The following is a 13,104-nucleotide window of genomic DNA, read 5'->3' as shown; positions in this document are numbered from 1 at the left end:
TACCTTCTTATTTTGCTTTAGCAGCTTTTTGGCGGTCACGTTTCATTGTATTTGAACGCAATTGACCACAAGCGGCATCAATATCAGTTCCGTGTTCTTGACGAACGACACAGTTAACACCATTTTTCTTAAGAACATCGTAAAAGGCTGCAACGTGTTCTTTACTTGAACGACGGTATTGGTCGTGTTCAGAAACTGGGTTATATGGAATCAAGTTGATGTATGATAATTTGCGGATTTTTTTCGTCAAATCAGCCAATTCTTGTGCGTTTTCTGGTGAATCATTAACATCATTTAACATGATATACTCAAACGTCACACGACGGTTAGTTGTTTCAACGTAGTATTCAATCGCAGCAAAGAGTTTTTCAAGTGGGAATGAACGGTTAACACGCATGATTTGTGAACGCAATTCATTGTTTGGTGCGTGAAGCGAAACAGCCAAGTTAACTTGCAAGCTTTCGTGAGCAAATTCACGGATTTTGTGTGCTAAACCTGATGTTGAAATTGTGATGTGACGTGCACCGATAGCAAGACCATTGTCATTGTTAATCGTACGAACAAAGCGAAGCACGTTGTCGTAGTTATCAAATGGTTCACCAATCCCCATAACAACGACGTGACTCACGCGCTCATCTTGACCACGTTCATCAAAGTATTTTTGTACCATCATGATTTGTGAAGTGATTTCACCACTTGTCAAATCACGTTGTTTTTTAATCAAACCGCTGGCACAGAATGAGCAACCCATGTTACAACCGACTTGTGATGTTACACAGACTGACAAACCATAGTGTTGGCGCATCAAAACTGTTTCAATCAACATCCCATCAGGCAATTCAAACAAGTATTTGACGGTACCATCTGATGCTTCTTGGACGACACGTTGTTTCAATGGGTTAACGCAGAAATTTTCATTTAAAATAGCGATAAAATCTTTTGAAATGTTTGTCATTTCTTCAAAAGATTGGACACGTTTACGGTAAAGCCAATCCCAAATTTGTGTTGCACGGAATTTCTTTTCACCGTGTTCGATTGCCCATTCGATGAGTTCATCGCGTGTTAAACCGTAAATAGAGGGCTTCATGTCCTTAGTTTCTGTTTGCATTCTGTAAATTTATTTCCTTCCTATTTCTCTTTGCGGCGAATGACAAATTGTTTTGCCGACTGAATTTCTTTTTGTTGTTCACGTTTTTGGTGACGCTCACTGCGTCCTTTGCTTTCTTTACGTTTTTGACTGGTAAAATGTTGATTTCCTGAACGGTCAGCTTTTTTCTTACCAGACGAACGTTTTTGTGATTTATGACGTCTTGTTTGTTTTTCTTCTTCAGACTTCACAGCACGTGGCTCTTTATTTTCAAGAACAAAATAAGCACAGCCAAAGTTACAATATTCTTTAAGGTAATCATCTAAACGTGAAATACGATTAGCCTTTTTAACGTCGCGGTCATCTTTGTAAAAACCTTTTAGACGTAGCTGTTCATTTCCCCAATCTCCGACAATGTAGTCATATTTGAGCAAGATATCTGAAAAACGTTGACTAAACACTGTTGCGTTAAAAGCATCTTTTTCATTGGCTAAAATCAACAACTCGATATCATCGCTTTTGACACGATCAGAAAATACCACGAATTGTGGACCAGGAAATTTATTGTAATTGTACATTTCAGGAGAGATATCTTTTCTCATCGGTCTCCTCTCTTCATCCATCGTAAAACTTATTCTTTATGTCTGAGGTAGTCTTCTACCAGTTCTCGAAGCAATTCAGGAAAAAGCAACTCAGCTTGATGTGATTTAATGCTTTCAAAATAACGAGCAAAATAATATTGATCAACCAAGACTAGACTGACAGTCTCCTTTTCATTCGTAACCTTTTCATTATACACTATTTTTCCGTTTTTGTAAGCAAAGCCACTCGTTAAAACGGTCCCAAATTCCTTACCGCGAAATCCCATGCCACGGATTTGTTGTCTTGCTAACAATTCTGCTTGCGAATAAACATCTTGACAGATTTCGGCTAACTCATCGGTACTTACTTCTAACCTTGCTAGTCGCATTTGATGCGGAAGCGAATGGTGCAAAGTATCTTTAGTAATGTCCTTAGTAAAAGGCTCCACAACCAAGCCAGAATTTATCATGGCAATATCTGCTTTGGCATAATCTTTCATAGCATCCATAACCAATTGACAAGACTCGTCTAAACTCAAATCCTCATCAAATTGCTTCACCATTTCTTGCCCTAAAAGCTTGCGACCATCTGAAACAATTTTTTCAATCCATTCTTTATCACCTGGTTTACTTGCCATATGACTAGTTTCATGAGCGTGGATTGTGATATCAGTCATTTCATGATTGTCAAAGCTGAGATTAATTTCACCGACAAACTGACCGTATTTTCCTGCAGCTGCCATGTAAGTGCCATTAAGGCATGCCCCATCTTCAAAGACATGATGCATATGAGCCCCAATAATCAAATCAATTTCTGGACAAGCAGCGGTGATTTTTTCATCCCAAGGAAGGCCCAAGTGGCTTAATAATATTCTAAAGTCAGCTTCTTGCACTTCCTTAATAGCAAGGTCTCTTTTTAAGCATTCTAAAGGGTCAAGGACTGTCCATCCACCTGGTTTATAAGTCAGATAATAGGGAAAAGTATAAGCTAAAAAAGCAATCTTAGTGCCTGCTTTCGTTTCATAAATCTTATAAGCCTCAGCCCAAGCTGGACGACCATTGTCATCTTCAAGATTACCTAAAATAACATCAAAGTCAGCCTCTTGATAAACCTCATTTAACCAATGTTTTGCCAGACCAATTCCTTCATTATTACCAATAGTCGCAAAGTCAATCTTAAGCTCGTTTAAAAATTGAACATTACATTTTCCCTTACTGATATCTGTCATCGGATGCCAGCGGTCAATATTATCCCCAATATCAAGGCGAATAACTTCATTTGTCTCAGGATATTCTTGAAAAAAACGTTTGATTTTTGGATAATTTTCAAAATGAGAATGCCAATCATTCAGATGTAAAATCGTTAGCTTTTCTGTCATAGCAATATTATAGCATTTTCCACCCCAATAGTGATATTTCAGTGCCTTTACAAATCTATTATCAACCAAAAAAGCTAGATAAAAAATCTAGCTTTTCAATACTCAGCGACTATTTCGCTGTTCTTTTGCCAAGGAGAGACGTTTAACAAACATATAAGCAATTCCTTGGACCATCCATAAGGAAGCATAACAAAGTACCCAAGCTGAGAAAGTCAGCCACTTCATGCCTAAGGTCTGATAAATACCATGACCATTTACAGATCTAATAAAAATTAACAAACTAACATCTAAAAAGATAAACAGGGCTGCAATATTAAAGCCAATCACCAAACGTTTCTGCCAGTTTGTCATACACTCCTCCAATCTATTAGTATTCCACCTCTTCATTTTAAACCATTGTAAACAATAAAGCTTAAGAAAAAGTTAACTGATGCATCAAAAAACACCTCTTTTAGCTAGTCTAAAAGAGATGCTTCTTGTATTAATTTGTACTTCTTAGGTAATCAATCGCTTCTTGGACATTCTTGACAGGGACAATTTTCATGTCTGTATCAAGGTCTTTAGCAGCTTCTTTGGCTTCTTCGTAATTTGTCTTAGCATCAGGATCTTTTTTCAATGTTTCTTTATCGACTGGATTATTTGGAACAAAGAAAATATCTGCACCAGATTTGGCAGCTGAGACAACTTTTAAGCCTGCTCCGCCGATATCACCAACAGAACCATCTGATTCAATGGTACCAGTACCAGCAATTTTACGACCTTTACGAAGATCTTCGTTATTAACTTGATCATAAATATCAAGGGTGAACATCAAGCCTGCACTAGGTCCACCAACACCACTGGTATCAAAAGTCACATCGACATCAGATGACACCTTGGTATGATCAACCAGACCAATACCGATACCATTTTTACCATTTGGCAATTCAATGATTTTACCAGAAACCTCTTTTGTTTTACCGTTTGAAATTTCTTGAACAGTGACTTTAGAGCCAAGATCCAAGTCTGCTACATAAGCCATCAATTCTTGTGAACTCTTGAACGTTTTACCATTTACACCAGTAACCGTATCAGCTAGATGTAAAAGTCCTTTAAAGGTTGAATTTTTGGTTACATTTAGGACATAGACACCTTGATAATCAAGCTTAACGTCTTTCCCTGCTAGGGTTAAAGCTTGGTAGGTCGCTGTATTTTGTGAAGTTTCCATGTAGTATTGATTAATACGCATGTAATCTTCATTACTGTAGCCACCTGTTGTTGCGGCAGCCGTTGAAATCTCCGTATGCGGTGTTAACCAAGCATAAACCAGCTGAGCAAGCGTCGCTTGGCTCACTGTCACCGCTACAAAGTTATAGGAACCTTCATCTTTATCTGTTTTGTTATTAACGGTTAAAACACTACGAACATCATAAGCACCCCCAGGCATTTCAACATAATAGTCGAGGGGATAAAATAAACTAAAGATGAGAAATACTGTTCCCACTACTCCTAGTATCCACCATTTAAAGCGGTATAAAATACGACCTAACTTTTTCAAAATCCCTTTAAATGCGTTTAAGATTGTCATATTTTTCCTCCACTTTTTTCACAACGCTTTCTGGAACAAAGGCCGAAATATCCGAATGAAAATGCATCAATTCGCGAATACGACTAGATGAGACATGAAGCCACTCTGGTGAGGTTAACAAAAAGACACTCTCAATATCACTTGCCAAATGCTGATTATAAAAAGCAAGGTCAGCTTCATATTCCAAATCTTTAGCATCTCGAATTCCTCTAACCAAATAGCCAGCCTTTAACTCTCTTGCCACGTCAACTGCTAAAGAATCCTGTGCTGTCACGACCTTTACATTTGGGAAAGCTTGGACTGCTTCTTCTAACATAGCCTTTCTCTCAGCAATGCTAAACAGCCCTTTCTTATTTTTATTGTAAAAAATCCCTACATAAAGCGTATCAAATAGTCGACTCGCACGCGCTATAATATCAAGATGTCCATTTGTCACAGGGTCAAAAGATCCCGTCACCAAACCAATTTTTGTCATATTGCCTCCATCAAGGATATCATGACATTTACTATCTAATGTAAACCGTCACCTTACTAATTCCGTATGTTTTTTGTTTCCAAATGCCAAAGCTTGAAATCTCTTCTGGCAAATCCACAGCTTTATCTGTTTCACATACAATCATCACATCTTCAGACAAAAGCCCAGCTTCTTCCATGTCAGTGATATTTTTAACGATTTCCTCTTTCGCATAAGGCGGGTCCAACAAAACCAAATCAAATGGTCCTTTGACCATGCCGAGTGCTTTATTAGCATCCATCTTCATCAAATGGAATTGCTGTTCAGATTTCGTCATTTTGATATTTTCTGTGATAATAGCTTGCGCCTTACGGTTGCGTTCAACCATGACCGCTTCATTCATCCCACGTGAGATAGCTTCAATAGCAAGACTACCGCTACCAGAAAACAAATCCAAAACACGCCCACCATCAAAGAATGGGCCAATCATATTAAAAATAGCGCCCTTAACCTTATCAGTTGTCGGACGAGTAATTTTTCCATCGAGCGTCTTCAAGGGACGCCCACCAAATTTTCCTGCTACAACTCTCATAAGAACCATTATAACAAAATTAACCTAAAATGCCTTAAAAAATTATTGATAAGGTTTACACTAAAAATAAGATTTGATATGATGAATAGGATAATTTTAATCATCAAAGTTTTTTAGGATAAAGGAGTTATGATGGATTTTAAAAAAATCTTTAAAGACAAGAAAAATATTGCCCTTACTGTCTTGTCAGTCTTATTGATTGGTAGCTTCTCTGCTCAAGGAAGTAAAGATCATGAACTTTCCCAAGCTGAAACTAAGATTGAACAACTCAGTCAAGAAGTAGACAATACCAAATCAGACTTAATTGATAGTCAAAACGAACTCAGCGATTTCAAAGAAGAAAACGCCAAATACATTGAAATTGGTAAAAAAGAATACCAAAAAGTCAAAGCTATCGAAAATGAAGCTCTAGCTGCTGTCACAAAGCTTGAAAATGATCAAACTCAAGCTAACCTCGATGCTGCAACTAACAAAGTGAATGCTGTCACAGATAGCAAGCTGAAGGAAAAACTCCAAAAGCGTATCACAACTGTAAAAACAGCCATCGAAGCTAAGAAACAGCAAGAAGCTATCAATGCAGCTGAAACAGCTGTTAAAAAACTCGAAAGCGACCAAAAACGTGAAAACGTCGATGACGCTAAAAATAAAGTAAATGCGATATCTGATTCAGCTAAAAAGGAAGCCTTTAATAACCGCATCAAGGCTGTCGTTTCAGCTATTGATGCCAAAGAAGCTGAGGCAGCGAAACAAGCTGAAGAAGCCAAAAGAGCTCAAGAAGCTGAAGCCGCACGTCAAGCCCAAGAGCAAGCTGCCGCTGCTGCACAACAAGGTGATGCTACTACTGTTTACATCACAAACACTGGTCGTCGTTATCACCTAAGCCCATACTGCCGTGGTCTCAACCGCTCAAACAGTACTACACCAACAACACTATCAAATGCTATCGCTGCTGGATATACACGCTGTAAGTTTGAATAATATTTTAGTCGTTAGAATTTTTTCTAGCGATTTTTTTCTTAGCCATATTTACAGAATTATTTCAAAGTGATATTCTTCTATTGTAATTAGTTTTATATTTCAAATTATTTGGAGGATACAATGAAAAAGAAACTAAGACTTGCCCTATTATTGATGACCGCCCTTGTTCTTGGCACATCTCAAGACCTAGGAGTTTTAACCCCTGCGTCATTTGGAAACAATCATGTCGTTTTAGCTGATACTAAGACTAAAAGTAAATCAGTTAAAAAAGACGACAAAGCAATCAAATCTGCTAAAAAAGCTGTTAAAAAACTTGAGAAAACTCCAACTCAAGAAAACCTTGACTTAGCCAACAAAAAAGTTAAAGCCGTCAAAAATAAAAAGACAAAAAAACAACTCAAAAAACGTATTGCTTCTGTCAAAGTTGCAATAGAGGCACAAAAGCAAGAACAAGCTGCTGAAGCCGCTGCCGAAGAAGCTATAACTAACTTAGAAGCTAATCAAACGCGTGAAAACGTTGATGACGCTAAAAACATGGTTAATGCTGTAGCAGATTCAGCTAAAAAAGAAGCCTTCAATAACCGTATCAACGCTGTCGTTTCAGCAATTGATGCCAAAGAAGCCGAAGCTGCTCGTCAAGCTGAGGAAGCAAGAAAAGCTGAAGAAGCTAGACAAGCACAAGAGCAAGCTGCCGCTGAAGCTGCTCGGCAAGCACAGGAACAAGCTGCTGCTGCCGCTCAACAAGCACAACAACAAGAACAAGCTGCTGGTGGATATAAAAGAGATTATCGCGGTAGATGGCACCGCCCAAATGGACAATACGCTTCAAAAGCAGAAATTGCAGCTGCTGGCTTGCCATGGTAAAAAATGATTAACCGAGATAAATATCATCTCAGTTTTTATATTCAAAAAGGTCGACTGGAGTGCCAGCCGACCTTTTTTAGTCCTTAAATTAAGTTTCTTCTATTAAAGAATGTTTTCGTAAGTATCACGAACATCTTTTGGCCAAACACTTGATTGTACTTCACCAATGTGTTTTTTACGAAGCAAGAACATTGCCATACGTGATTGACCGATACCACCACCGATTGTAAGTGGGAAGAGACCGTTAAGAAGAGCTTTGTGCCATTCTAGTTGCAAACGATCTTCGTCACCAGTGATTTTAACTTGACGTTTAAGAGCTTCTTCGTCAACACGAATACCCATTGATGACAATTCAAAAGCTGAGCCAAGCACTTCGTTCCAAACAATAATATCACCGTTAAGACCATGGTATCCATTTTCAGATTCAGAAGTCCAGTCATCGTAGTCAGGTGCACGACCATCGTGGCGTTGACCATCTGGTAAAATGCCACCAATACCAATAAGGAAAATCGCACCGAATTCTTTAGCAGCAGCATTTTCACGTTCTTTTGGTGTCAAATCTGGGTAACGTTCCACCAATTCTTCTGTGTGAATGAAAGTGATTTTCTTAGGCAAAACTGCTTCAATATCAAAACGAGCTTCTACTGCCAATTCTGTCAAACGAATAGCTTTGTAAACTTGTTCAACAGTTTCTTTCAAGTATTCAATGTTGCGACGACCATTTGGAATAACTTTTTCCCAATCCCATTGGTCAACATAAATAGAGTGGATTGGGTCTAATTCTTCTTCATCTGGACGGAGAGCTTTCATGTGTACGAAAAGCCCTTCTCCTTCATTGAAGCCGAAACGTGCTAAGGTATGACGTTTCCACTTAGCAAGTGAATGAACAACTTCATATTCAGCATCAGGAATACGTTTAACGTGCACAGATACAGGATGTTCAACGCCGTTCAAATTATCTTGCATACCATCCCCGACCTGGCTAAGAATAGGTCCTTGCACTTCAACGATGCCAAGTTTATCAATCAAATATTGAGTAAAAGTATTCTTGACAAAAGAAATCTCCTGCTGTTGATGAATAAAGCTTTTCTTCATATGCTCCTCCTTAAAAATTTTTTTAAATTTGAAATACCAAAATGATAATGAACGATAGTGAGGTATATTTTGTATTTCGTGATCGCTTTACAACGATAGAGCTATTATACACCTATGTTTTTAAAAAATAAACACTTTTTTGCAAATTTTCGCAATATTTTTGAATTTTATGTTAGATAACCTAACAAAGGATGGAAAATCAGCTATTTATAAGCATTTTTTAGAAGAAAATTTCACTTTACAGTATTAAAAAATTGAACCATCAAACAAAAATAGCTCAACTTTTTTCTAATAATTAAACCGTTGTCAAAATAGTGTTTAAATAACGACAGTTATCAAATATCACTCTTTTGACCCTTGTAACAATTTTAAAAAGATAAAACTCAAAATAATAACCGAACAACCAATATAGAAGAAATTAAATGGATTACTTGGTGTGAAAATCAGCGTGAAAAGAGCTGTTCCAAGTGGCATAAATAAAATAGCAACGGTAAAAACAATTCCCAGTACTCGCCCCAGATACTCACTTGCTACTTCTCTTTGAACAAGCGAAAAAGAATGAATGTTAAACAAGGTCATAAAAATTCCAGAACCAACTGGCGACAGTGCCAAAAGAAAAATACTCGGTTTCAAAAAATAAAGAACGGGAGCTAAGGCAACAAATCCTCCAAAAATAGACAAAAGTGCCATTAATTGACCAGTCGATAATTTGTATCTAATTTTTCCGCTAATAACCGCTCCAATCACTCCACCAATAGCCTCAGCTGTTAAAAACATAGCATAACTATTTCCAGTGATTTTTGGGAACATTTGATTACTATAAGGCAGTAAAAGACTGTAACCAGCCATAAAAAAGTTAACCCCAGCAGAAAGAGCAATCAGAAGATAAATCTGGCGATTTTTCGCTACATAGTGAAACCCACTAACCAAATCCTCTAAAATTATCTTAACTGAAAATTTATCTGTTTTACTGGCTTCTTCTAAAATCGGTTGAACAAAAGCAACAATCAAAGCTGATAATAAAAAGGACAACCCATCAAGACTCAAGGCTCCTCGGATACCAATCATGTGGTAAATTCCTAAAGCAAGCATCGGGACAATAATTTTCACCAGAGTCGCAAGCGTTTGAAGGTAAGAATTCACTCGAGTAATATTGTCCTTTTCGACGATTTCTCTGGTAAAGGCATTGTAGGCTGGTGTCGAAAATGCTGACAAAAATGCTAGTAAAGCATTGGTTAAAATGACCGCATAGATGAGCCAAGTTTGCTTGGAAATAAGAGACAAGCACAGACAAATTAAGCCACTCAAAAAATCACTTAAAATGATAATTTTCTTTCGTCTGAAACGGTCCGCAATCACTCCACCAAATAAATTAAACAGGGCTCCAATGACATTTTCAAGTGCTTGATAAACTCCTACCAAAACCATTGATTTCACGTTCATACTCGCTAAAAACGAATTATTCACATAATCAAATAAAGTATCACCTATCTTTGAAATCGTACTGCTCGTTACTAAAAGACCTGTATTTTTTCGTTCGATTTTCCTCATAAGCACCTCCCGATTGTTAGATAGTATACTCTTCAAAAGTTATTTTTGCAATATTCTTTCAATTTTATTTTCAAAAAAATACCGCACCTAACGGTACGGCTTATCTATTTATTTCTGAGCGAATCGAGTTTTTCAATCAATTCCTTTGTCATTCGTCGTGGACCACGAACGGCTTTGACGCCACAACTTTTTAACGTTTCAAAAGTCACTTGCTCATCTGAGAAAGTATGAAGCAGTTCTATTTTCATTAATTTTTTGATGGAAGTATCATCTCGGTAAGCTTCATTTGGCAAATCAGCTTCTAAGACTTGGCAAAAATACCGCACTGCCTTAGTCGGTGCTGTCATGTAAATCGCCACAAAATCACCTTTTTTAATGCTTGCTTTTTGTGTCCATAAAATAACCTTGTTTGCTGCAAATTCAGCATCAATATCATAATACTTGGGGTTGGCTGGAATAATCCAATAATCTGGACCACTACTGCTCCCCAAGGCCTTTCCAGCTACCAAAGCTCTGCTATTATCCACCAAAGAAAAAAGTAGCTCATCAGGAACTGTCTCATCTAAAACCACACTCACCCAAGACTTCTTATTCATGTGGTAAGACGGATAAACGCCCGTGATTTCAATCAATTCAGGCAACTTAGCTTGTTCAACCTTAATATTGATGATTTCAACTTTGTCATCCAGCGCTTCTTGCGGCCACTGCTCCTCACCAAGGTCTAATTTGCCACGCGCAAGCGTCATCACAAGACCATACCACTTCTGATTTTCAGGATAGCGAAAAGAAGAAAACTCAGGATATTTTTCAAAAGGATGGTCAAAATCATCGCCATAAGTAGCCTTTAGGTGATTTGCAAGACGATTCATTTGGTCACTAGCAAATGGCAGAGCTTCAAAGCAAGCTTCAGCCACTCTTTCAAGAACCTCTTGATAAGCTTCTCTGACTTGTCCGACAAAATTCCCACTCGCTGCTGGCACATGAAGCGCCAAATACTCTTCTCCTAGATCTGTGTCCATCACTTTGCCACTGACCTGACCGTCTGCTGAAATATGAAACCGAACCTCAAAATCACCATTTAAAATCTTCTCACGATAATCATAACCAGCCAGCGACTTCTCAAAACCAAACGGCACCAAGCGCTCAAGCATCACACGCTTCTTTCTAAAAATATCCGATTCAAATGACATAGGAACTCCTTTCATTTAGCATAAGTATAGCAAAAAAAGACTGGAATAACATTTTCCAGCCCTTTCTTTTCAAAATCTAATAGCTGTTTTTAACAATAATATTTGTCCAAGTTTTTGGGAACAATACAATGATCCTCCTTATCGTCTTTCTGTATTATACTACAAAACTTATTTAACCTAAGAATACATAAAGTCAAACTAATTTTTTATCTTTTTTCTATATGAAACTATAGTATAATAACATACGTATCATATAATTATCACAAATACAAAAGGAGGATTATAAAAATAGAAACTTATACAGATGAAGAATTTAATTCTCTTGTAACTGACTTAGTCCAAGCTATTAGAAAGCAAAAACTAGTTCTCTTTGTTGGTGCAGGTGTTTCAATTTCACAAGGATATCCCAATTGGAATGATTATGTTACTCATCTCATTAAATATTGGCAATCCTATCTACTAAATATCGAGAATGTTAGCATAGGAAGAGAAAAATATTTAGTCTTTGACACCATATCAAAATCAGACTTAAGCAATAAACGAAAAGTTGATTTAGTAAATCATTCATTAAAATCCATTTTAGGTGAAGAGGAATTTAAGAAAAATAGGCTCAACTTTGAAAAAAAATATTTTGAAAAATTAGTACCATACCAACCATCTAATAAAATACTCGAAGCACTAGTTAATATTGATGCAATATTCGTTACTCCAAATTATGATTTAGAAATAGAAAAGCATGCCCAAAGACTACGAAATAGTGTCAAAAGCATTAATGATCTCCAAGAGTTTGTTATAAATAATGATAGTAAGCTCGAGTGGGGAGATATTCTCCATATCCATGGAACCCCACATTGTGACCCGAACTTCTTTGTTAGTTCCTCAGCTGACTACTCTAAAACATATCTCAAAGAAAAACATAATTTTGAACAATTAAAAAAGTGGTTCTCAACTAAAAATTTAACTGTATTATTTGTTGGCGTTAGCCTTGATGAAGATGAAATTTTATCTCTACTAGCACCCCAAAACAAACATTACGCTTTAATGAAAGCTGACAAAACCAATGACCCTAAGATTGATAAAGAGTATCGTAATCTTTATTCTACTTTTTTTAAAAATGAAAATCATACTTCAATAATCTGGTATGGTAGCTCATTTGATGATCTTCCTGTATTTATAAAAAAATTAACCGATAAAATTAATGAAGAAACTGGATTATCACCACAGAATCGAGAATGGCAACTATTACTAAATCCAATCTCCACTGAAGACGAAGTCATCAATGCTTTAAATAATAACGCAGATAATGAAACATTTTTAAATGCTCTATATAAAAAAATATTAACACTTAATGACAAAGAAATTCCCGAACTTATTCTTCACTCAACATTTAAGAGTAACGTGGTAAAAAATACCGTCATCAATAATTTTGACTCTTTTTGGAATTTCGTAGATCAAAATAAAGAATCACTATCGCTTGAAGAGTGGAAAATCCTAAAAGTGTTATTTTCTAAAGGTAATCAAAATTATTATATTAATTCTTTATACAATTTGTACAAATATGGTATTGATTATCAAAAAATTTCAATTGATGAATTAGTTAATATTAGATCTGCAATCGGTACAACAGCTAGTATTCCGTTTACAAAATTTATTAAGGATTGTGATTTAATGGGATATTGGTTTATTAATCAATTTACACCAAAAGATTCAAAAGACACTTATAGTAAATCAATATACTTAACTAACGATGTTAAAGAAAAGCTAAA

Annotated in this window: 12 protein-coding genes and 2 pseudogenes; 4 read left to right on the top strand and 10 right to left on the bottom strand. The window is 36.6% G+C overall.

The window, feature by feature from the left end:
- Positions 1-7: 7 nt before the first annotated feature.
- The 7 genes from rlmN to rsmD form a co-directional block, all read right to left on the bottom strand.
- Positions 8-1,108 (bottom strand): 23S rRNA (adenine(2503)-C(2))-methyltransferase RlmN, encoded by a 1,101-nt coding sequence (gene rlmN / locus SFC32_RS06040; protein ID WP_039697319.1) that lies wholly within the window; start codon positions 1,106-1,108, stop codon positions 8-10.
- A 20-nt stretch (positions 1,109-1,128) separates the two neighbouring features.
- Positions 1,129-1,689: a YutD family protein gene (locus SFC32_RS06035; RefSeq protein WP_411050012.1), complete on the bottom strand. Its 561-nt coding sequence runs from the start codon at positions 1,687-1,689 to the stop codon at positions 1,129-1,131.
- A gap of 29 nt (positions 1,690-1,718) precedes the next feature.
- Positions 1,719-3,047, bottom strand: coding sequence for a bifunctional metallophosphatase/5'-nucleotidase (locus SFC32_RS06030; RefSeq protein ID WP_411050011.1), 1,329 nt, complete (start codon positions 3,045-3,047; stop codon positions 1,719-1,721).
- A 102-nt stretch (positions 3,048-3,149) separates the two neighbouring features.
- On the bottom strand, positions 3,150-3,398 hold the full coding sequence (locus SFC32_RS06025) for a DUF3923 family protein (RefSeq protein ID WP_074601322.1): 249 nt from the start codon (positions 3,396-3,398) through the stop codon (positions 3,150-3,152).
- Between the two features lie 130 nt (positions 3,399-3,528).
- On the bottom strand, positions 3,529-4,614 hold the full coding sequence (locus SFC32_RS06020; RefSeq protein ID WP_074563228.1) for a SepM family pheromone-processing serine protease: 1,086 nt from the start codon (positions 4,612-4,614) through the stop codon (positions 3,529-3,531).
- The gene (gene coaD / locus SFC32_RS06015; protein WP_411050010.1) at positions 4,592-5,089 is read right to left on the bottom strand and encodes a pantetheine-phosphate adenylyltransferase; all 498 of its coding nucleotides are present in this window, start codon (positions 5,087-5,089) and stop codon (positions 4,592-4,594) included. The genes SFC32_RS06020 and coaD overlap by 23 nt, the downstream gene beginning before the upstream one ends.
- Positions 5,090-5,120: 31 nt before the next feature.
- Positions 5,121-5,660: a 16S rRNA (guanine(966)-N(2))-methyltransferase RsmD gene (rsmD, locus tag SFC32_RS06010; RefSeq protein WP_411050009.1), complete on the bottom strand. Its 540-nt coding sequence runs from the start codon at positions 5,658-5,660 to the stop codon at positions 5,121-5,123.
- Between the two features lie 132 nt (positions 5,661-5,792).
- Here rsmD and SFC32_RS06005 point away from each other — a divergent pair, with 132 nt between their 5' ends.
- Both SFC32_RS06005 and SFC32_RS06000 read left to right on the top strand, forming a co-directional pair.
- Positions 5,793-6,638: a hypothetical protein gene (locus SFC32_RS06005; RefSeq protein WP_411050008.1), complete on the top strand. Its 846-nt coding sequence runs from the start codon at positions 5,793-5,795 to the stop codon at positions 6,636-6,638.
- A 120-nt stretch (positions 6,639-6,758) separates the two neighbouring features.
- Positions 6,759-7,502: a hypothetical protein gene (locus SFC32_RS06000; RefSeq protein WP_411050007.1), complete on the top strand. Its 744-nt coding sequence runs from the start codon at positions 6,759-6,761 to the stop codon at positions 7,500-7,502.
- Positions 7,503-7,604: 102 nt separating this feature from the next.
- On the opposite strand, the gene asnA is transcribed toward SFC32_RS06000, so the two are convergent.
- The 3 genes from asnA to SFC32_RS05985 form a co-directional block, all read right to left on the bottom strand.
- Positions 7,605-8,597, bottom strand: coding sequence for an aspartate--ammonia ligase (gene asnA, locus SFC32_RS05995; protein WP_074563225.1), 993 nt, complete (start codon positions 8,595-8,597; stop codon positions 7,605-7,607).
- Positions 8,598-8,939: 342 nt separating this feature from the next.
- Positions 8,940-10,148: an MFS transporter gene (locus SFC32_RS05990; RefSeq protein WP_074964884.1), complete on the bottom strand. Its 1,209-nt coding sequence runs from the start codon at positions 10,146-10,148 to the stop codon at positions 8,940-8,942.
- 104 nt (positions 10,149-10,252) lie between these two features.
- Complete coding sequence (locus SFC32_RS05985; RefSeq protein ID WP_411050234.1) at positions 10,253-11,338, bottom strand: MmcQ/YjbR family DNA-binding protein; 1,086 nt, start codon at positions 11,336-11,338, stop codon at positions 10,253-10,255.
- 234 nt (positions 11,339-11,572) lie between these two features.
- Here SFC32_RS05985 and SFC32_RS05980 point away from each other — a divergent pair.
- Both SFC32_RS05980 and SFC32_RS05975 read left to right on the top strand, forming a co-directional pair.
- A pseudogene (locus SFC32_RS05980) lies at positions 11,573-12,334 on the top strand (SIR2 family protein); the annotation flags it as partial.
- Positions 12,335-12,379: 45 nt separating this feature from the next.
- Positions 12,380-13,104 (top strand): annotated as a pseudogene (locus SFC32_RS05975) (hypothetical protein); the annotation flags it as partial.

This window comes from Streptococcus sp. TATVAM-FAB8 (assembly GCF_046592795.1).
GTDB lineage: Bacteria > Bacillota > Bacilli > Lactobacillales > Streptococcaceae > Streptococcus > Streptococcus ruminicola.
Note: the sequence above shows the minus strand (reverse complement) of the source record. Positions and strands in the feature narration are given on the sequence as shown.

Bases quoted from the DNA above. Each gene is read 5' to 3' on its own strand.
- asnA (WP_074563225.1), bottom strand. From the start codon at position 8,597: ATGAAGAAAAGCTTTATTCATCAACAGCAGGAGATTTCTTTTGTCAAG.
- SFC32_RS05990 (WP_074964884.1), bottom strand. From the start codon at position 10,148: ATGAGGAAAATCGAACGAAAAAATACAGGTCTTTTAGTAACGAGCAGT.
- coaD (WP_411050010.1), bottom strand. From the start codon at position 5,089: ATGACAAAAATTGGTTTGGTGACGGGATCTTTTGACCCTGTGACAAAT.
- SFC32_RS06005 (WP_411050008.1), top strand. From the start codon at position 5,793: ATGGATTTTAAAAAAATCTTTAAAGACAAGAAAAATATTGCCCTTACT.
- SFC32_RS06000 (WP_411050007.1), top strand. From the start codon at position 6,759: ATGAAAAAGAAACTAAGACTTGCCCTATTATTGATGACCGCCCTTGTT.
- rlmN (WP_039697319.1), bottom strand. From the start codon at position 1,108: ATGCAAACAGAAACTAAGGACATGAAGCCCTCTATTTACGGTTTAACA.
- rsmD (WP_411050009.1), bottom strand. From the start codon at position 5,660: ATGAGAGTTGTAGCAGGAAAATTTGGTGGGCGTCCCTTGAAGACGCTC.
- SFC32_RS06025 (WP_074601322.1), bottom strand. From the start codon at position 3,398: ATGACAAACTGGCAGAAACGTTTGGTGATTGGCTTTAATATTGCAGCC.
- SFC32_RS06020 (WP_074563228.1), bottom strand. From the start codon at position 4,614: ATGACAATCTTAAACGCATTTAAAGGGATTTTGAAAAAGTTAGGTCGT.
- SFC32_RS06035 (WP_411050012.1), bottom strand. From the start codon at position 1,689: ATGAGAAAAGATATCTCTCCTGAAATGTACAATTACAATAAATTTCCT.
- SFC32_RS05985 (WP_411050234.1), bottom strand. From the start codon at position 11,338: ATGTCATTTGAATCGGATATTTTTAGAAAGAAGCGTGTGATGCTTGAG.
- SFC32_RS06030 (WP_411050011.1), bottom strand. From the start codon at position 3,047: ATGACAGAAAAGCTAACGATTTTACATCTGAATGATTGGCATTCTCAT.